This is a genomic window from Paenibacillus sp. FSL K6-2859, assembly GCF_038008265.1.
In the GTDB taxonomy this organism is placed as follows: Bacteria; Bacillota; Bacilli; order Paenibacillales; family Paenibacillaceae; genus Paenibacillus_AQ; species Paenibacillus_AQ nitricinens.
In genome coordinates this window covers 2,132,842-2,153,330 of sequence record NZ_JBBOYU010000001.1, presented here as the reverse complement: position 1 = coordinate 2,153,330, position 20,489 = coordinate 2,132,842, and the positions used below count along the sequence as shown (strand labels likewise).

The 20,489-nt window shown below is 44.5% G+C and carries 17 protein-coding genes; 3 read left to right on the top strand and 14 right to left on the bottom strand.

Annotated features, from left to right (window positions below; all coding sequences use genetic code 11):
- Positions 1 to 93: 93 nt before the first annotated feature.
- The 6 genes from MHB64_RS09245 to MHB64_RS09220 all read right to left on the bottom strand — a co-directional run bounded on the left by MHB64_RS09245 (position 94) and on the right by MHB64_RS09220 (position 10,214).
- A complete protein-coding gene (locus MHB64_RS09245) occupies positions 94 to 6,045 on the bottom strand; it encodes an S-layer homology domain-containing protein (protein ID WP_341134213.1) in 5,952 nt (1,983 codons plus the stop codon).
- Between the two features lie 543 nt (positions 6,046 to 6,588).
- Entirely contained in the window at positions 6,589 to 7,263 is a 675-nt protein-coding gene (locus MHB64_RS09240; RefSeq protein WP_094874136.1) for a response regulator, read from the bottom strand.
- Complete coding sequence (locus tag MHB64_RS09235; RefSeq protein ID WP_341134212.1) at positions 7,260 to 8,504, bottom strand: sensor histidine kinase; 1,245 nt, start codon at positions 8,502 to 8,504, stop codon at positions 7,260 to 7,262. Before MHB64_RS09235 ends, MHB64_RS09240 begins: the two co-directional genes overlap by 4 nt.
- Positions 8,505 to 8,533: 29 nt before the next feature.
- Positions 8,534 to 8,968, bottom strand: coding sequence for a hypothetical protein (locus tag MHB64_RS09230; protein WP_341134211.1), 435 nt, complete (start codon positions 8,966 to 8,968; stop codon positions 8,534 to 8,536).
- A 163-nt stretch (positions 8,969 to 9,131) separates the two neighbouring features.
- A complete protein-coding gene (locus MHB64_RS09225; RefSeq protein WP_341134210.1) occupies positions 9,132 to 9,353 on the bottom strand; it encodes a hypothetical protein in 222 nt (73 codons plus the stop codon).
- Positions 9,354 to 9,488: 135 nt separating this feature from the next.
- Complete coding sequence (locus MHB64_RS09220; RefSeq protein ID WP_094874133.1) at positions 9,489 to 10,214, bottom strand: HAD family hydrolase; 726 nt, start codon at positions 10,212 to 10,214, stop codon at positions 9,489 to 9,491.
- Between the two features lie 194 nt (positions 10,215 to 10,408).
- Here MHB64_RS09220 and MHB64_RS09215 point away from each other — a divergent pair, with 194 nt between their 5' ends.
- Positions 10,409 to 11,572 carry a YhgE/Pip domain-containing protein gene (locus MHB64_RS09215; protein WP_341134209.1) on the top strand — a complete coding sequence of 388 codons (1,164 nt, stop codon included), beginning with the start codon at positions 10,409 to 10,411 and terminating at the stop codon, positions 11,570 to 11,572.
- Between the two features lie 96 nt (positions 11,573 to 11,668).
- Positions 11,669 to 12,178, top strand: a complete 510-nt coding sequence (locus MHB64_RS09210; protein WP_094874131.1) for a PadR family transcriptional regulator — start codon at positions 11,669 to 11,671, stop codon at positions 12,176 to 12,178.
- A 143-nt stretch (positions 12,179 to 12,321) separates the two neighbouring features.
- Here the strand turns inward: MHB64_RS09210 and MHB64_RS09205 are convergent, their stop codons facing one another.
- The 6 genes from MHB64_RS09205 to MHB64_RS09180 form a co-directional block, all read right to left on the bottom strand.
- Complete coding sequence (locus MHB64_RS09205; RefSeq protein WP_042125931.1) at positions 12,322 to 12,579, bottom strand: AbrB/MazE/SpoVT family DNA-binding domain-containing protein; 258 nt, start codon at positions 12,577 to 12,579, stop codon at positions 12,322 to 12,324.
- Positions 12,580 to 13,118: 539 nt separating this feature from the next.
- Entirely contained in the window at positions 13,119 to 14,123 is a 1,005-nt protein-coding gene (locus MHB64_RS09200; RefSeq protein ID WP_445671633.1) for a CapA family protein, read from the bottom strand.
- 137 nt (positions 14,124 to 14,260) lie between these two features.
- Positions 14,261 to 14,920: a class I SAM-dependent methyltransferase gene (locus tag MHB64_RS09195; protein WP_094874130.1), complete on the bottom strand. Its 660-nt coding sequence runs from the start codon at positions 14,918 to 14,920 to the stop codon at positions 14,261 to 14,263.
- Between the two features lie 138 nt (positions 14,921 to 15,058).
- Entirely contained in the window at positions 15,059 to 16,081 is a 1,023-nt protein-coding gene (locus tag MHB64_RS09190; RefSeq protein ID WP_094874129.1) for an SDR family oxidoreductase, read from the bottom strand.
- Positions 16,082 to 16,306: 225 nt separating this feature from the next.
- Positions 16,307 to 17,155: an NAD-dependent epimerase/dehydratase family protein gene (locus tag MHB64_RS09185; protein WP_094874449.1), complete on the bottom strand. Its 849-nt coding sequence runs from the start codon at positions 17,153 to 17,155 to the stop codon at positions 16,307 to 16,309.
- Positions 17,156 to 17,186: 31 nt separating this feature from the next.
- The gene (locus tag MHB64_RS09180) at positions 17,187 to 18,119 is read right to left on the bottom strand and encodes an aldo/keto reductase family protein (RefSeq protein ID WP_341134208.1); all 933 of its coding nucleotides are present in this window, start codon (positions 18,117 to 18,119) and stop codon (positions 17,187 to 17,189) included.
- Between the two features lie 174 nt (positions 18,120 to 18,293).
- Between MHB64_RS09180 and MHB64_RS09175 the strand changes: the two genes are divergently transcribed.
- Positions 18,294 to 18,638, top strand: coding sequence for a winged helix-turn-helix transcriptional regulator (locus tag MHB64_RS09175; protein WP_042186450.1), 345 nt, complete (start codon positions 18,294 to 18,296; stop codon positions 18,636 to 18,638).
- 303 nt (positions 18,639 to 18,941) lie between these two features.
- On the opposite strand, the gene MHB64_RS09170 is transcribed toward MHB64_RS09175, so the two are convergent.
- Positions 18,942 to 19,943: an anti-sigma factor gene (locus MHB64_RS09170; RefSeq protein ID WP_094874450.1), complete on the bottom strand. Its 1,002-nt coding sequence runs from the start codon at positions 19,941 to 19,943 to the stop codon at positions 18,942 to 18,944.
- Positions 19,940 to 20,431, bottom strand: coding sequence for an RNA polymerase sigma factor (locus tag MHB64_RS09165; protein WP_094874451.1), 492 nt, complete (start codon positions 20,429 to 20,431; stop codon positions 19,940 to 19,942). The genes MHB64_RS09170 and MHB64_RS09165 overlap by 4 nt, the downstream gene beginning before the upstream one ends.
- Positions 20,432 to 20,489 lie beyond the last annotated feature (58 nt).

The following is a 20,489-nucleotide window of genomic DNA, read 5'->3' as shown; positions in this document are numbered from 1 at the left end:
ACCGCCACTCTGCAGGATGCAGAAGGTGCGGTTGTTTGTTGCGTCGTTTTTTCATTTTTGGCTAAAGCAGGCTTTATGAATTCATTGCTGCCATTATGGATTTATGATTCCGGACTGAATCAGAAGTCTTCTTACTGCAGCGGCTGCCTCGGCACGAGTTATATTCTCGTTAGGCGCCAGCCGCTCATTTCTACCTACAATGATGCCGGCAGAAAGATTCATTTTCACCTCTTTTTCTGCCCATTTGGCGATCGAACCCGAGTCCGTAAAGGACTGTAGCAGCTGTAAAAACTGCTCTTCACTGCGGGAAGACACTAGCTCCGTAATTTTCATCGCTCTGCTGACGATGGTCATTGCTTCTTGCCGGGTGATGCTGTTATTCGGTCTGAACGTTTCGTCAGGATAACCGGCAATCAGCCCCCTCTCTATCGCAACTTCCATTTCCCGTTCATACCACACATCTGCCGGGACATCACTGAAGGATACAGAACGCTTATCATAATTGACAATTCCCAAAGCTCTGACCATCATAGCCGTGAATTCCGCTCTGGTGATTGCACGCTGTGGCTCATAGAGCGTATCGCTCGTGCCGTTCGCAACGAGCCTGGAGCCCATAACATTAACATCCTGTTTGCTCCAATGCTGCTCGACATCCTGAAACTCTTCCGGATTCCAGATTAATCCGAAGACTCCGGTCTCGAGGCTGTTAATACGCGCATAATAACGTCCATTCTCTATATTTACATAAGTTGGCTGATGATAAATCTCGCCATCCTTGTAGAGAACACCTGTTGTAATCCTCATTCCTTCCGGTACCGGCAACGAATATTCTCCCCAACCTTGACTGGATACGGATCGGGTCTGATTTTTATACGAAGCTTCGATATAGAACTTAACAGGTTGACCTACGGGCTGTACCTGCTCCCTCTTGGCTGCAAGTTTGAATCCTTCAATGTAGCTCTGATCGGCTGCGGTTAATCCTACACGAATCACAAGGTCTTTCGGATTCATATGTTCTTGTCCAAACAGCTTCTGGATTGTATCCAGACTTACATTACCAGCATTCAGCTTGATAGTACCTAAGTCGGTTTCAACCTTAATCACTCCATCCTGATCCTGGAGTTCCTTCAGCCTCTCGCCAGTCAGTTCAGTACTTCTACTGTCTGCTGGTACTTTTACTGGTACTGGATCAGTGCTGACAACATTCGAGTTGCCAGGGTTCTGAGAGTCGCCCGGTTCCTTAGCTGCAATTTGAACCATCTGGAAAATACTGAATTTGTCGATCTGGAACTCTACAAAATCCGGTTTACCTTCAGCGGTGTACCCAATCCGCAGAGGAGAATACACCACAATATCACCGTCACTATGTTCAACATAGATTCTTAGGCGATCTAGGAAGGCATCTCTGGCACTGGAGCTTTGAACAGGAATCTCATTAGCCAACTCAGACAGTGGAATCCGGATAATCGTAGTGATCCCACTGTAGTTAGTCTCAATTCCTCGCGGCATTCCCTGCACTTTAAGGGTCTGGTCACTGGCTAGTGACAACTTCGTAGTACCGATATTAATAGCGTTCGTCTGGAAGGTCTTCTGTTCCTTCAAATCCTTTACCGGTACAATTCTGAAATACAAGTCTGTACCTGCAGCTTCCAGCTGCTTGATACTCGCTTCATCCAAATGAATAGATCCCAGACGAGTGACGATATCCAATGTAATATTACGTCCTGCAAGGGTCAATACGGCCGATGCTGGAATTTCTATAGCTATCTCGTCCGCAAGTGCAGAAGAATCGTCCACGTGATTTATAGTCAGACTTCGATTCGCCAGATCCGGATCATTCGGATTCACCACTTCCACCAAATTAAACATTATATCGTCGTCCACAATGATTGTATCAATCTTAGTCCCATCCGACATGTTGGTTCTTAGTATGTTGATGCCTTGCTGCAGCGTATTGCCATCGTTATTGATGGACAACTCGGCCTGTCTGGAGGTGGCATGACGGATAGCTCCGTCCTTTGTCACACCTAGTGCCTTGACAATCAGCAGATATTTTTTGGTTGCAGTTTTTCCTTTTCTGGTAAAGGTTGCGGTCAGAATGACGTTGGTCTCCTCATTTTTCCGGTTCACTCTGCCCTTAGCTTCTTTAGCGTTCTGCTCAATTCCGATGACTGCCGGGTGGTTAGAGGTCCATGTAATATCAGTGCTGTACTTTCCAGTCTGCAGCAGCACGAAGCCTTCAGTTACACTTTCCCAAATGTCACCTTCCGCAAAAATTGCAGCATCGTCTATCTTCAGATTTCTTGCTGCCTCATCCACTGCTTCTTGATCACTCAGCTTTATAACGATGACCGTAAACGTCCTCACTCTAGGTTCATCCGGCTTGTCCGGATCGGCAAGCTGCACGGTAAGCACTACCTTTACGTCCTCTTCATCCGGACCGGGTCTGCTAATCCGCCCATTGTTGGAGAGAATATCAGGATTACTCGATGTCCAAGTCAATAAGGAACCCGTATCTCCTTTGGTCGTCAAAAACACATTTTTCTTTACAGAAGTCTCGGAATCTCCTGGTGCATATCCAATATTCACATTAAGTTCATCCTGGGGAAGATCAACCAGACTGGTTCCCTTAACCGTGATGTAGAAGTCCTTTTCATGAAAGAATCCATCCTTCGTTACACGAGCGGTCAATCTGACAATCGTATCCTTCAACGGTCGTTTGATTTCACCTGTGTCACTGACAATATCGCTTCTATGGCTGATCCATACTACTTTGGAATCATAAAAGCCCTCCGAGATCAGCTTAATATTATGCGTTACGCTGTCTGCCGTATCCTGATCGGTATAGCCGATTCTCAACAAAGAGATTTCTTCATCCAATTGATCATTAACATCCGCAAGCTTTGCCTTAACGTTAAGGACAAACTCTTTCGTTAAGGTTACTTCACCCTTGCTTACCAGTGCAGTCAGAGTCACCATCTGGTCCCCTTCCAGATAACCAGGACGTGTTACCTTGCCGTCTGTGCCGATGACTTCCGCATTTGACGTACTCCATGCAATGCTGCTGCTGTTGCTGCCTTCCCTCAGCAGTTTCAACAGTGTCTTCACGTCCTCCTGGCGCTCATTATCAGCCCGGATCATCTTCCAGGTCAGCCCTGCCAGGTCTTCGCTTACGGCTTCACTGTCTGTCTTCGGCTGCTTGATGACTGTCACAACGAATTCCTTGGTCTGGACAGCTTCACCCTTGCTTACTTTCGCAATCAAGGTTACCGTCTGGTTCCCATCCAGATAACCAGGACGCGTTACCTTGCCGTCTGTATCAATGATTTTCTTATCCGACGTACTCCAGGTGATGCTGCTGCCGTTGTTACCTTCCTTCAACAGCTCTAGCAGCGTCTTCACGCCCTCTTGGCGCTCGTTATCGGCTCGAATCATCTCCCAGGTCAACCGATCTAAATCTTCAGTAACCGACTGCTCATCGGTACCCGCTGCTTTTTTGACAATAAGAATAAAGGTCTTGGTCTGGACAGAGGAACCGTTCCTGAACTCCGCTGTTAAGGTAACCTCTTGATCCCCTTTCGCGAATGAAGGTCTAGTAACGGTACCGTCAAGCGAGATGACCGCTTCATTCGTAGATGTCCAGATAATCTTACTTCCGTAAGCACCCTTTTCAAGAAGATAAACATCCGAGGTGACAGAAGCTTGCTGGATATTCTTTTCCCGGATCGCGTCCCAGGTAAGATCAGTCATATCCCGAACAATTAGAGAAGCTTCATCCGGCACCTGCAAATCGAAGTTATTCGAGGTGAGTGATGCTGCAGCGTCAATGACAATGGCAGGATCAACTGTGACCGAAGCAAACGCGGAAGCATCGAATTTCTTCGTTGCCTGTCCCGTAAAATGGACTTCGAGTATAGTGTCACTGATGCGCAACACAGTAAAGTCCAGTCCCTCCGGTAGGTTATTGATCGTTACACCAGTGTTAACCTCTTCGGTAAATCTGCCGTTTTTCAGGGTTACCGTCAAGGTCTCCGCAACCGAGCCATCGCCCGCGTCATGGAGAATGTCTGGAGAAGCCATAATGATCGGCGGCGGAGAACGGAATAAGACTGAGAAGGTTGTTGACGGGATTCCTGCAACCGTCATCTCCGCATTATTTATACTATCCGTGATTTCGTGGCTGTTTGCATGTCCAGCAATAGATAAGGTTATTTGGGTAGGATTGTCAATCGTAATACCGCCTACATCCAGTCCAGCCGGCCAATTCACCGCATATACTGAATCTGCAACGGATGCATCAAAGATTCCGTTCTTGAGTTCCAGGACCAGTGCATCGGCAATGCTGCCATCATTAAGATCGGATTCATAAACAGGGGAGTGAACGACCAGAAAAGGCTCCTTGTCCTTAAAATCAATCTTAAACGTATTCGTGCTTAGAGATGTCGGACTTCCGACAAGCTTATCAGCCGCTACTGTTACGTAGGCATTGTATATGTCCTCCGTCTCCAATGCGATGCCGTCAAAGCCGATTTGAAGCTCCTTATCAGAGATTCTCTTCAATGTCGTACTTAGTCCTTCAGGAAGATTTCGAATCTTGATATCAGTTGAACCAATATCCGAAGCAAATTTGCCGCCGGTAACGGACAAAAGCAATGTCTCGATAATCTGTCCGCTGCCGTATACGGCTTCCGAGACAAGGCCTTTATCCAAGCTCAGCATAGCTGGATCAATAAAGGTAAGACCGAAGGTCTTGGTTGTCAAATCAGAGGATGCCCCTATCAGATTCTCTTTGCCGACTGTCACAGATAAGTTATCTACACTAAATTCCTTGCTGTGGTTTACCGCTGCACCGGTCAGCTTGAAGTTAAGCTCGGTATCACTCAGCCGGGTCACCTCAAAGCCCAGTCCAGCGGGCAGGTTGTTGACCCGTATTTTATTCACATCAATCGATTTGGCCAGGGTTGCTCCAAGGATGTTGACCTTTTGGCTGCCCTTCACCGTACCATCATTGACCTCCGTCTCAGTCAGGGCGCCGCTGCCCTCATCCAGCTCGATTTCAGCGAGAACCTCTTTGAAGTCCCGCTCGTCCAGGCTCGTGTAGTAGGTGAAACTCTTACTCTCACTTGGAGCCAGAGCTCCCGAATCCCAGGTCATCGTGATGCCCGCATCTGCCACCACTTCCTGATTTTTAGGCTTCGGACTGTCATACGCCTCAGAGGCATAAGGATTTACATTGGTAAATCCGAATACGGATGCCTTAGCCTGCGGATTGCTTGAGTAGAAGAAGATAGGTGCTCTCGAACCAAATGCTTTATAGAGTGGATCTGCGTCCGAATTGGTCTTCGCTTCTACGACAGCAACGCCATCCTCCTCTACAGTATGAGTTACCCTATTAGCCGTTACATATGATCCGCCCTGGTCTACCGTATTATCCGGATCCATTGAACGCATATACCTCGCTCCATCCCAGGTCTGGTCGGAGAGATTCTTAAGTGTGACGTCATTACGGTAGAACTTGTAATCTTCTTTAAAGCTTATAACCTGCTTAATTTCCATTTTTCCGGCCCATGTTGAGACGATAGTCGCACTCAGGAGCCCTTTCTCCTTCTGCGAGGTATTCAATACCGTGGTCGGCATTTGCTTGGTGTTCATCACAGCCGAATTGGATTTCGCATATGTATTTCCGTCCACCTTATACCCTACAGCGAACCGTTCCTCGGGAGACCCCGGCAAATAATAATCCACCGGCAGATCCAGACCAGTGCCATAGCCGTCATGGTCTGCACTCATGCCAAGATTACTTCTACTGTTTGTTCCGCGGAAGTCCGCGGGTTTATTGCCCTCGGTGCCGAAATCGCCCCAGTTGCTGATTCCAAGCTCTATATATTTCCCTCCCAGGAAAAGCTCAGTTCCGCCTAATCCGCCATATTCGGCCCTTGCCCCCGCTCCATCTGCAGCCGCATTTACTGTTGCAGGAGCAACAGGAACGATGGACAATACCATAGATAGCACCAACATTATCGCTAACAGCTTATACCTCTTCATTGTTCACTCTCCATTCCTTATAGTCATTTTACTGCCATCAATTTTCAGATGTATAAATTCGCGCCAATCTTTCATTTATGCACCTGCAATCCTCCTTTTAGAGAATGTTGTAGTTTCATAAAACCAAATCAATCTCACAAAAAACTCACAAAAACTCGATTGGTGTCGAGATATTTACCCGCAGTACAAAAAAACAGAGCAAACGATGGCTCGTTGGCGCTCTGCCTGCATTGGTTATGAAGACTGTCGAGAGGTTAGGATTAGATGCGGTGGCTAAGACCGCTGAGGCGTAAAATAATAATCAAAAGCAAAATAACCGCTTCTTTGCAGGATGCACAAAGGCGGTCGTTTGTTTATTTCTAAATATTACCTATTCCAATTCCAGCACTTAAAGCAATAAAAAGAAAACTCATTATCATTTTTATGCTCCTTAGACTTACTTCCCAGTTTCTCATCATCAAATAACAATAAATTGTAAATATTCTCTTTTAGTTTTGATTGAAAGCTGAAAGCAAGTCGCCGCTTAGTTATCTGCATATTATCTTATTTTACATACCGATTCCTGATTGCAAATACGACCGCTTGTGTGCGGTCATCGACTTGAATTTTCTGGAGAATTCGATGCACATGAGTCTTAACCGTACTCTCACCAATATAGAGTTTACGGGCAATCTGCTCGTTGCGCAATCCATAAGCCATCTGCTGTAGAACTTGCAATTCCCTTTCTGTAAATGGATCAAGCAATGGTTCATATGAAGCTGAATCCAACGCTTTATCCTCAGGGGCTGACCGCACAGCTTGACCAATCACTTTGGCAGCTACAGTTGTACGATAAATAGCCTCCCCACGGTATGCGGCACGCACAGCATCAACCAATTCGTCAGGTGCAGCATCCTTAAGTAAGTATCCTACTGCCCCTGCGCGGATTCCTCGGTATACGTAGTCTTCTTGGTCAAAAGTAGTTAGGAAAACCACTTTGCAATCCGGCAGAGTTTCAACAATTCTACGGGTCGCATCAATCCCATCTCCCTCATGCATTTGTACATCCATCAGCACTACATGGGGTTCAACTTGAACTGCCAATAGGACGGCCTCATGGCCACCAGATGCTTCACCTACTACCTCCATATCCTCTTGAGCATTAATAATAAACCGCAAGCCATGTCTTACCAGATGCTGATCATCAGCCAAAAGCACCCGGATACTTGGGGTGGTCATAACTTCTCACCTCTTGTTCTATCTTTCGTATCATGCAGTGGAATGTTAAGTGTCAATTTCATCCCCTGTGGCTTCACAGCTTCAACACTTAAAGAACCTCCAGCTCTTTCGCAACGAGCCTTCATACTGGATAGACCAAAGCCAGGAACAACGACATGCTCTTCGCTGTATATGCCATTATCCTCCACAGACATCGCTAGTTTGCCTTCAATCTCCGAGATACATATTTCAACCTCTGAAGCCTGGGCATGGCGAATAACATTCGTCAGCGCTTCTTGAAGCGTACGATATAGTAATTCAGAAGTCTCTGGAGTCCAAAGACTCGTAGGTTCAGGAGTGAAGAACTTAATTGTAAACCCTGCCATTTCCCGTACCTGATTAACCAAACTGGATAAAGCAACTAAACCAAGCCCAACTTCATCGCTGCCCATCCGGTGTGCAACCGTACGTACTTCTTGCAAGCTATGTTTAACTACGTTCAGAATAGTAATCATTGCTTTATCCGCTTCTGCGGCATCTTTTTTCATCATATAGGGTAAAGCTTGAAGCTGTACAATCGCGGATGTTAACCCATTGCCGATGCTGTCATGAAGATCCATAGAAATCCGACTTCGCTCTTCAAGCACTGCATAATGTAGTAAACGTACAGTCGCCTCCTCCAACTCCCGATGTGTATCTTGCAGTTCTTCATGCGTTTGTTTTAGCTGCGCATGAACCTCCCGCAATTCCTCATAATGGCGTTTAGCAGCTTCATTAGTTTCACGTTTTACTCTGCTCCCCCAAAATAAAATATAGGTTCCTGCATGGGCAATGGAAAAGATCAGGATCTGATTGGGTGCCATTTGACAAATTCCAAAAATGAATGCATCCATACTAATTATGACTGTAGTTAGCAAAAGAGATGTGTAAATCGGTAAGCTTAACACAAGGTATCCTATAAGATAGAAGATGAATTCAGCAGCTCCATTGGCTACATTAAAAAAAATAGCATAGGAAACCGTGACTATCCAGATTATCACCACAGCAGCTATACGCACACGATTACCCCGAAGCCACTCTGGAACCCAAATCAAAATAAGGTAAGGAAGCCGGATTAATATTCCTATGACTAACTCTGTCCAAGCCGCCTCCTTCAGAAGACCAACAAGACTAAAGCACAATAGCAAGCTTAAAATAACGTTTCTAACCTGAACCGAAATAGACAGCCAAACCGCTGCAAAGGTCTGTTTAATGATATCCATCCCATTTCAATTAAATATTTTTGGGTTTATTACTGCAAACGTTGCACCTTTAAATAGAGAAAATAGCGGCTTGCACAGATGTTACCCAGCGGAATAAAAAGCATCGCCGTACTTAAGGAGAGCACAGAATAATGTGCCCCCCACGCGCCTGCCAGTTGACGAATGAGCATAATCACAATAAAAATAACGATGCTGGCCAAAGAGCCTTTAGAAGTTATTCTACCTGTAACAGGATGAATACGCACCTTCATTAGCTTTCCTCTCCAAGCACCCGCAGCTAATCCAACGATCAAGCACACGATACACAGCAGGATTCCAAATGGAGTAATTACAGACTTGCCAATACCAGACAGAAGGGAGTATGCAAGTACAGCAGGCAATATCCATAAGCGGGAGGCTTTCACCTCTTTCTCTCGTAATGCTAATAACATCACAACAATTACAACAATTACATAATTGAGCATGTTGGTCACCCTCTTTCGTTTTTCTATATTTGTTGAAAATAATACTTTAAGCTTAATTGAACTCCGGCACGTTGAAGTCCATCCACAGATGGATTCTGAACTCAACCGGAAGGTATTAAACGATGCGAATGCAAAAAAACCGCCCATTCATGGGCGGCCTAATCTACATGTTACCTTGTTTAATCCAAGACCATATTCGGTAAGAGCCAAACAAAGACGCAAACAATAAAAGTGCCAACATGATCAGCCAAATGCCCAGCCGATTTATATCCCGTAGCCCAAATACATTAGAGAATACAAATACACCACAGACTATAAAAAGAACATACATAAAAACATTAGGAATTACCCAAATAATCCGCAGCTTTATGTTTCTATTCTTCAACCCTGTCGCCTCCTTTGGAGTGTCATCTTTATTATACAAATAATTGATAGCAAAATTTAGAAACATCAAAAAAAGGCAAACCTCCACTTACGAGGTTTGCCTTTTTTTGTTTTCCAAATCTAAATCGCGATACTCCTATTCGCTAACCGATGCGTTGTCGTACAAGTCTATCAACTCATTGAAGGAGGTGATAATTACATCGGAGCCCTTCAGCTCATCCTGACGTCCAAACCCTGCATATGCACAGCCGATGACAGTTTGAGCATTTCCCTTACCTGCCTCCACATCGGACGAGCGATCGCCTACCATCCAGGCACTCTTGATTCCATGATTGTCCAGCAAAATGCGCAGCAATTCTGTCTTCGTCGCAGTGCCTTGACCACCCGCACTATACAATCCTTCAAATAACTCTTTAAGCTCATGCACCACAACTATACTGTGAATGTATTCCTCCAGCCCATTACTAGCCACAAACAATCGTACTCCACGCTCTTTTAGGGCAGTCAGTGTTTCGACCACTTCAGGATACAATAACGTCCCACCTGCTTCAAGTCCTTCGACCTCTAGCTGCAACAGCAGCTCATCTGCACGGCGGTGTACCGCCTCATCGGCATCAGGCATAACCTTCTTCCAAATATCTGCCAATAGCATCCCTAAGCTGCTTAGAATACGCTCCTCCGGTGGTGTAGGTCCTGCATATAGTCCCTCTTCCCGCAAAATATCGAACATTTTATGATATGCAGGTAATAAAAGACTTTCAGTCTGGAACAATGTTCCATCCATATCAAAAACAATCGCTTCCGGCTTGTTCAACTCCGAGTGAACCGCGTTCAGTTCTGTTCCTTGTACCTCATTACTCATCTGTTGTTCCTCCCCATTCTCTTTTGCTTCAGGTAAGCACATTCATCTGCACGAATTCTCCAGTACAAGCCCTATGATATATGATATCACTTCAGAATGTCCATGCTCTCCACATTTCTTGTTGCAGTTTATATTTCATTATGATATATTTCAATCTGTAATATAACACATTGAAATATAAAGGAGAGATATCCATGTCACTTCAATTAATCATGCGCTTTCTCAAGCAGCCTGCTACTATCATCGGGATCATAACTGCACTGTTGTTCCAAGTCTTTTTCAGTTTGATCTGGATTACAGGCTATGACCATGTAACCGATCGAGTAGATCGGTTGCCCATTGCTATAGTGAATGAGGATGGTGCCAATGCCCAGCCCATTGCCGAAGGGATTGCAGGCTCGCTGCAGTTCGTAACTAAACAGGACTTCACGCTGAAGGAAGCCCGGAAAGAGCTGGAAAATCGGAAAATTCGTATGATTATTAATATTCCGCAAGGGTTTACCGGACAGATCAGCAATCCTTCCACAAAGGCTGAACTCCGTTACCTCGTAAATGAATCCAATCCGCAAATGGTTAGCAATGTTATGCAGACTGTAGCCCTTAAAGTCACGGCTGCCATGAACACTCAAAGCAGTGATGCAACACTAAACCAAACCCTTGAAGCTATGAAACTGCCGAAGGCACAAGCAGAGGTCATCAAAAGTGCGGCAAGCAGCCGAATCTCCGCAAACGTTCAAATCATCAATCCCACAACTAACTTTGCACAAACTATGGTTCCGTTAATGATTGTTACTGCCTCCTTTACCGGAGCTATGTTGCTCGCTATGAATCTCCAAAAATCGTCCTCCAACCTGTCTGGCCAATTCGGTAAATGGGATCGTTTGGCAGCACGATTCGTAATCATGGGTGGAACAGCCATAATCACATCACTAGTGGGAACTATGATGGTTAACTCACTAGGGATTCACTCTAGCCGCGGTTTTCTACTCATGTGGCTGTTTGAATTCACCGTTATTCTCTCCTGTATGATCCTTGCCCAGTTCAGTCTGCTGCTTCTTGGGGACGCTGGCGCCTGGTTAAATATTGCGCTGCTCTCCATCCAAATGTTGGCTTCCGGCGCAACGATTCCTCGTGACGTATTGTCTCCGTTTTATAGCTGGATCGGTCCCTTCTCACCTGCTTACTACGCGGTAAATGGTATGCTCGACCTGGTTATCGGAGGTAATGGTATATGGAAAGATATGTTCTACCTACTCTGCATTGGCGCAGCAATAGCTGGATTAAGCATTATCCTAACCTTCATTCGTAAGGAAACTCAGTTATCGAGAGAGCAAGAGCCTGTACCAACAAATGCGTAATGATGTAGTTTGTCACTTCGATTATGCCAATTCAAATTGAGAGCGATATGCAGTTGTGATATGGTAGGAGGTGAACGAAAGGAGCGGTAACGATTCATGAACATACAAGATGTGATTCTAGGATTATTATGTGAAAAACCTCAATCGGGTTATGAGATAAAACGGCATTTCGAGGAATACTTCTCTTTTTTCTTTGATGCTAGCTACGGCACTATCTACCCAACCCTAAGTAAGATGGAAAAGCTAGAGCTAATCACCAAAGAATCCGTACGCCAGGAAGGCAAACCTGACAAAAATATATTTACTATTACCCCTGCCGGCTTGAATCAGTTCCATGCTTACTTGCAAAGACCGGCCGAAAAGGAAGTGCTGCGTTCAGATTTTTTTATGCATCTGTATTTCGGAGATAAGACCGATAAAGAGAACATAGATAATCTACTTCGGCAAGCATTGATAGAAAAGCAGGCAATGTACGATGATCTTGATCAGAAATTAAAGCAACTAGATTGCAAACTGTCCCCTTACCAAAAGCTGTGTATGGAACTCGGCCTTGTGCAATATGAAGCCTTTATCAAAAAAGTTCAAAGTGTGCTGGAGCCTGAATAAATATCGTTTGGGCAGTGGGTTTCCTATTTTTTAAGGGGATCTGCTGCTTTTTTAATGTGATATTAAAAAAAGAACCGGCAGCATGCACAATTCTGTGCTTGCTGTACCGGTTCTTTTTTTAACAAAAATGTGTAATCTATCGACTACACTCTGTCAAAGCTAGAAATTAGCTCATCGAGAACATCTTTGCTTACCATTTTACCTTTGAAATTGATGAGGTTCTCTGCGCTTCCGGAGAAGATACAAGTTGGCTCATATTTTCTAAGAATAATTTTCTCTCCATCTACAAAAATCTCGAGCGGGTCTTTTATGTCAATTCCCATCGTTCTACGTAGTTCAATAGGAATTACGATACGTCCCAATTCATCTACTTTTCTTACTATGCCTGTCGCTTTCATCATCGTACATCCTCCCTTGAATTAACATTAATAATCATTTTTGCTAAAAGCTATGTAGGCTTCTATGTGATAGTAATGATTACGCTATACTCTAATATTAAAGTGCTATTCATTCCCTGTCAATTTTATTTCTACAAAATATGATATTTATCGACAATTATTCGACAAAATGATGTACGTTTTCGACAAAATGCTGTAAAGCGAACCAAATTATTCGTCTTGAAATTAATAAATATCCAACATTGCGATTACAAATTAGCTTGCAGAGTATCCCTATTGATACCCTCATTTACCCAATACATCAAGTCTGGAAACACTCCGACGTAAATAAGAGCATAGATATGTTTAGTAGATTTAATACAGACTATTTATGCTTTATGCATCAACTTTTTTCGACAATCTAGCTTTCAACTATGTACTGGTTTAATATAAGTATTACATATTATTAATAGAAAGATCAAATATTGGATAAATTTAGTATAATTAATTGAATTTAATTACAAAAAAACCGACCAGTGATCTCTGGTCGATCTATTCTATCGTTATAGTGGCTTCTCCGTAACCCTGCCATTCGCATCAACAATTGCATTATAAGAAAGGTTATTCATTAGCTTGATCGTCTTCCTATTGTAAGAATCATCCATAAAGTTGGGCTGTCCCCCAATAATCTTGACTGGTGTAATCTTACTCGTCACCTGGGCATCATTAATCTCAAAATTCACTAGCATCGAGTGAAGCGTCTTTTCTCCACCACGTGTTGAACGATTAAACACAAAGTTTCCAAGTGAATAATAGATCGGTTTATTTTTGTAGTATTCAATGCCCATCAGGCAATGGCTGTGTGCGCCGAGTATGATATCAGCACCACTATCAATCATCTGTTTGGCTAGCGTACGGGCATATTTTTCAGGGTAATCCTTAAACTCTTCATTCCAGTGAATGTACACAACCGTGTAATCATTCTCCTTAGACATCTTCTGAATAGCCGTAAGCATAGGCTGCGAGGTGTACGCTGAGGCAGCTCCCGGTTTATTGTTGCCGGCATACCAAGAAGGGCCTGAAAGCACTCGACTTACCCCTAAGATAGCGATCTTCTTCCCCTTTACCGTCCGTGTATACGGTTTGAACGCTTCCTCTACATCTTTGCCTGCTCCTGTATGGCCAATTTTGTTTCGATCCAGATGCACCAGTGTGTCGAGCATAGCGTCTGTTCCGAAATCTAATATGTGATTATTAGCCAAAGATACGCCGTCAATCCCAGCATAGGTTAAGCCACTAAGCACTGTTGGTTTGGACCTAAAGGCAAAGGTCTTCTCTGCAGCCTTCCCTCGAATAGACACTGGCGTTTCTAGATTCGCGAAGGCGATATCTGCCTTTTGCAAGGTAGGTGCGACTTTCACAAACGGAAAGTTCACTCCGTATTTCGCGATCTGATCACCCACAAAACCATCCAAGAGAATATCACCAGCAAAAGCAAGTCTGATAGGTTCTGAAGATGGCGAGGCTGCACTAGATGCAATCGTCGAAGGGAGGATCAGTGATAACATAAGGGTTGTGAGTATCATTCTTCGCAGCATATTCGACCCTAATCTCAAAAATACAGCCTCCTATCATCAGCATTATCTATATTAGCTTATTCTAGCTTACTGGAAATAGATTACTAATTTAAGGGTAAGAAGACCTGTTATCCCTTTGATTTTTTCAAAACAGCCCGGAAGCACTGTAACCCCCCCCACAAATCTGTGGACACAGCATCTGCAGGCAACTCAAAATCCGTCTCCCCCCAATATTGAAAACCAGCCTGCAGCAGCAAATCATTCATAAGATTTAAGTTTACCGTTGGGTAATCGAATGTTAGCACGAGCAACCCTTCTTCATTCAACGTTCGGTGAAATTCCCGTAAAGTGCCCACCGTATCCTCTAAGGTCAAATGCTCCAGCACTGATATGCAAAAAATAGTGTCAAAGCTCTCGTCCTCATATGGAAGAGCCGCAAGATTGGCCTGAGCAAGATGCAAGTTGTTAGTTCTTCTAGCTATAACCTGTTTCGCCGCTTTTTCCCCGATCTCATCTGTAATTGCTTCTAGGATGTCCTCCCGGTAAATAACCCTGCTGTCCATATCGCAAGCATAAACCTCTGCACATACCCCAGCTAAATAAAATTTCAAGGGATGAGGAATTCCACAAGCAGCGTCCAGCACCACACCATGTGGAGAAATGAAGTTAATACACCACTCATATTCAAAGGGACGGCTCCACCAGGATTCTGGCAAATCATAAATTAACTTCTCACGACTTGCATCTGAGTTTACAAAAAAACGCGAGACAAAGGGATGTGTTGGCATGGCCAGGACTCCTTTTTAACGGAATTTAAGGTAGTGAGAGTATATTCATGATTTTCTGATTCATTCCATAACCTTACATAGACAAGAAAAAGACGGCTGCTCCCGAAGGAAACAAACCGCCTTTTTAAGGACCTACACTTATGAGAAGTATGAAAGCGGCTTCGCTTCAACTCCATGTTTCTCGATCAGCGTATCCAATAGCTCAGACCATTCTGCATCCACCGTGCATTGTTCAGGATGTGCCTCAAACCAAACAACCGACTGCTTTATCCCTTCAGTGAAAGGGACGGTCGCCTGGAAATCAGGCACGAGACGTTTGATTTTACGATTGTCAAAAACACTGCTGACCGCTTGATCGCCGATCAAGCCATCCGCCGTCCCTGAAGGAGTGAAGGCTGTGATAAAGTCTGTAGAGATATGAACCACTTTCGGCTCCACCCCTGCCGCTCGCCCGATAGCCGCATAGATCTGATTCCAGTTCAATACCTCGTCAGATGTAATATGAATGGCCTCCCCAATCGCATCCGGATGCCCTAGCAATCCGACGAACCCTTTTGCAAAATCTGAGTTATGCGTCAGTGTCCACAAAGATGTTCCATCTCCATGAATCACTATAGGCAAGCCGCGACGGATACGATCTATCAAGGACCATGGATGCTGTCCACTCGTGAGTGCCGCAGGGATGGCAGTGTTTCCGTAAGTATGGGAAGGACGAACAATCGTAGCCGGGAACCCGCTGCTCTTGTGTGCTTCCATCAATAGCTGCTCGCAGGCTATTTTATTCCTCGAGTATTCCCAATAAGGGTTCTCCAGGGGTGTCTCTTCTGTGATTACATAATTACGCTGCGGTTTCTGGTACGCCGAGGCTGAGCTGATAAATATATATTGCTTCGTCTTCCCTCTGAACAGGTCAATATCTGTCTGCACATGTTCCGGTGTAAAAGCAATCCAGTCCACCACAACGTCGAATTCGTAATTTCGTAATATTTCGGCAGCCTCCGCCGGGTTACGAATGTCTCCTTGAATCACCTTCGCCCCATCCGGAACGAATTCGCCTCTTTGTCCTCTGTTGAACAAATACAGCTCGATCCCTTGCTCTACGGCAAGCGGGGAAACAGCCTGACTAATCAGTCCCGTACCTCCGATAAATAATACCTTCATTTCAAACGCTCCTTATAGAGGATGTTCAAAAAGTCCGCTTTTGCTCACGAAGGATCACAAGAAGCGTACCCGACATCGAATATTGAATTCAGGCAAAACTTCCGGTGCTCACGTAGCTAACACTACGCTCCGCTCCTCAGTTTCTACCTTCATCCAATCTTCTCGGTGCTGAAAACCGTACTTTTTGAACTCTCATTTATAGTAAAAGTAAACCTGGCTCGTTATTTAATCGTTAACATAATCTCGCCATAAGTGCTTTGGCTGCCAACTCAGCAGCTTCTTAGCCTTCGCATTACTGAGTAACGACTCATGGCCTTCCAGCGGCTGACGGTAGTCCGTCACTTCTGGATAACGTGCGGCCATTAGCTCTCTGCTAGGTATAGCCATGCTGGTCTCATCTGCACATATGTTAAGTGCCACCGCACCGAGTCCGTCCGTTTCGATCGCCAATTGGCAAGCTGTCGCTACATCCCGTGTATCAATATAGCTCCACAATATCCGATCGCGCTGCGCTGGATCATGAATGAAGGAAGGGAAACGTTCATACGCGGATGGATCAATGACATTTCCGATTCTTAGGGAAACGACCTGTATGCCCGTTCTGCGCTGGAACATCTCTGCGGTCTGCTCATTCACAACCTTGGACAGACCGTAGCTGTCTTCAGGCAATTGTGGGTGATCCTCATCCATAGGTACATACTGTGGTCCTAGAGGGTTAACCGCAAAACAGATGCCATAAGAGGATTCACTGGAAGCAATAACGGCTTTGCGAATGCCTAGTCCAGCAGCAGCCTCCAGAATGTTGTAGGTGGATACTACATTGTTTTGAAAAGTGACTTCACTTGTCTTTATATTTGCGGCTGGGATCGCAGCCAAATGTACGACTGCATCAGCGCCTGCTAATACGCCATACACTTCACCCAGATTATTCAAATCAGCAATCAAAGTTTGGCACAAAGAATCCGGTGATTTCTGCGTATCTACATTCACAACCTCATACCCTTGTTCTACAAAATGCCGTACTACCCATCTGCCCAGCATCCCGCTTCCGCCAGTAACCACTACTTTCGCCATGATCATATCTCCTTTTTTTATAAAGCTGTCTCTATTTAAGAATCTCTTCAATTTTTTTCAAAGTATCCTCGGTAAGCTCTATCCCCGAAGCCTTAACATTCTCTTCAACCTGCTCCGGACGACTGGCACCCACCAGCGCACTAGCTACATTAGGCTGACGCAAAATCCAAGCCAAAGCCAGATTTCCCACAGAAATATTCAGCTCTGCAGCGACCCCGCTTAATTGACGAACCTTTTCAATCTTCTCTTCCGTAAACGCCTTCTTCAACCGATCCAGCTTAGCCGCACGACTGTCTTCAGGGATTTCTGCGTTATATTTTCCAGTTAGCAGCCCTTGAGCCAGTGGAGAAAATACAACCTGTCCAATGCCACGGCGCTCGCCGAGCGGAATGATTTCTTTTTCAATATAACGTTCGAACATATTATAAATCGGTTGGTTAACCACGATATGATCCAGCAAATAACGATCGGCTACAGCTAAAGCATCCGTCATTTGCGCCGCAGTCCACTCACTAACCCCGACATAATACACCTTACCTTGACGAACCAGATCATCCAGCGCACGCAAAGTCTCTTCAATTGGAGTTTCTGTATCAAAACGGTGGCAATACATAATATCCACGTATTCTACGCCGAGACGCTGCAAGCTTGCATGACACTGTTCCATAATATGCTTGCGGGATAATCCACGATCGTTAGGCCCTGTCCCCATTTCGCCAAATACTTTCGTTGCGAGCACATAGGATTCTCGCGGATAATTCCGCAAGGTCTCGCCTAGCACTTTTTCAGCAGCACCCTTTTCGTAAACATTGGCCGTATCAAAAAAATTCACGCCTAAATCGTAAGCGGTTTCAATGGCTTTAACAGCATTATCTCTTTCTACGTAACCTCCATATGTCAGCCAGCTTCCCAAACTAATCTCGCTAACTTTAAGGCCCGTTCCACCTAATCTACGATATTTCATAATAACTGCTCCTCTCCATAGTTCCGTGTTATGATTTCAGCAGGTTGCCTAGCGAACATATTCATTCTAGAATAGTTTGTATATAATAGGAAGAAGTGAAATTTAGTTTACTATATGATCTCTAGAGTAGTTACTATACAAGAGTATAGTGGCACCAAAACAGGAGGAGATTCCTTGACAACAGCTAAATCTAGCAATAATTATATCCCTAAAACCCCACTTACTATTGAATGTAATGTAGAAAAAACACTTGAGGTATTGGGCGGAAAATGGGCTTTTCTCGTACTAAGAGAGTTATTCGACGGTACCCAACGCTTTGGAGCGCTTCAGCGAAAAATCACTAATGTCAGCCCTCGCGCGTTAACTAGTACGCTGCGCCATTTAGAGGAACACGGGGTACTAGAACGTCACGTGTTTCCTACCGTACCGGTTACCGTGGAATATTCGTTAACTCCAAAAGGTGAGGACTTGCATCAAATTTTGAAGGAAATGAAACTTTGGTCTGCCAAATGGACGTAGCTTTGGTGAGCCGTGAACTAAATTAAAAAGAAGCTATCCAAGAAGTAGAGTACCTACTTATGGGTAGCTTCTTTTTTAGAAACAGGCACAATGCAGTCTTTACTTTAACCGGATAGTGTATGTGCGCTGTGCGCTAGAGTATTTCTTTGTTTTCTACCAAAACAGCCAAATGACAGGGAGGAATTCCTTAATTATTAGTTAGATGATCAAAGATCTCAGAATTTCAGGGGAAATTCCCTAATTATTTCAGAGATTCAGTTACGCTTGTACGGTACCCAGTTGTTTTAGCGTTACTATACGGATCTAATATTTATCCACAATCGCGCCGAGAACTGCCGTATTAACATAGGGCTTTCCTTTGAGGCTTAGCAGCTCCTTCGCAGTTCCTGTAACGACGACTCCATATAACAGTACGTCGCTGGCCTCCGGTGCCGCTTTACCCTTTTTCAAATAATTCGTGATTCGCTCAAATTCTCCATAATACTTGCCCTTCTTCTGAAGTCCATAGGCTAGTGATTGCAGAAATTCCTCTGGTTTCGGGTTAAATAACCCCTCCCATTTGACACCGTAACCGTATACTTGTCTCGCTGATTCTGGCAATGCATACTTGTTTGGACTACTTTCATTTGTGATAAACTCAAGTTTCTTCTTATTGTCATACGTATCTACCCAATACCATGCCTGTGTCAGCTCAGCCGGCAGCATTGTTTCAACCTCGGCCTGTGTATAGCTTTTATCAAAAGAAACTGCCATCTCTACCAGCTTACCTGGATCCATTTGTTCAAGCGCAGGGAGGTCATTCAACACTTTTCCGTTATAATTCACTCCCGGCACGTAGAATAACATTTCCCGCTGTCCATTTTGACTGTTATATCCTCGGTAGTATTCATAATTTTGGCTTGTCATTACCGGGTCAGGCACATTTATACTAGAATATCCCCTATTAAGCAGAGAAAAGCGGCTGCTCATACTAAAATCTAATTTTCGGGTATCCCATACAACAGGTACCCCCTCAATAACCTTGTAAGAGCTGATCTCAACTTTGCCCGCTAAAAATCCTAGATCCAGCTCCGTTCTCAACTCATGAAGGTTAGGACTACTAATCTCCATCATGATCTTCTCCTCATCCAGACCACGCATCGCTAACCAGCTTGTTAAATGAGCGTTGCCCAGCATGCCTCCGAACAATACTATAACGGTCACGACCAGAGAAACGATCGTATTACGAATCATTGTTTTTCGTTTTGCTTTCTTAATTACTTTTGAAAGGTTCTGATCATCCTGTTGTTCCCATGGAGCCGTCATTCCACTTCACCTCTGTACTTTTTTTGGAATTGCTTGCGGGCACGAAACAATGCCGATTTGACCGTATCCGTCGTGATCCCGAGGAGCTCTGCTATCTCCTGATAGGACAGCTCCAGCTCATATTTCATAATAATGAGTTGTTTATGGAGAGGTAGAAGCTCATCCAATACACGTTCGATGTCTTCTCGTTTCTCTTTTAACAGCACATAATCCTCCGGCAGTTCCATAACTGGCACATCCACATCATCAATCGGAATGACTATCCGCTTGCCGCGGCGGCACAGATCATAGTAGCGATTGATCGCCACTTTATATAGCCACGCACTGAATTTGTTCTCATCAATGGAATCGATATACAAAAGAGCCTTATACACCGTTTCCTGTACGATATCTTCCGCGTCGGCTGCAGGTGCCCCGAGACGAATCAAGTATTTTTGGATTTCTAACATTTTCGGTTGAAGTATCTGATGTAGCTGCCCGGGCTTCATCCTGCACCTCCCTTCGTATGTATAACGGTAAAGTTCTCGAAAAGTTAGCTACTCTTAG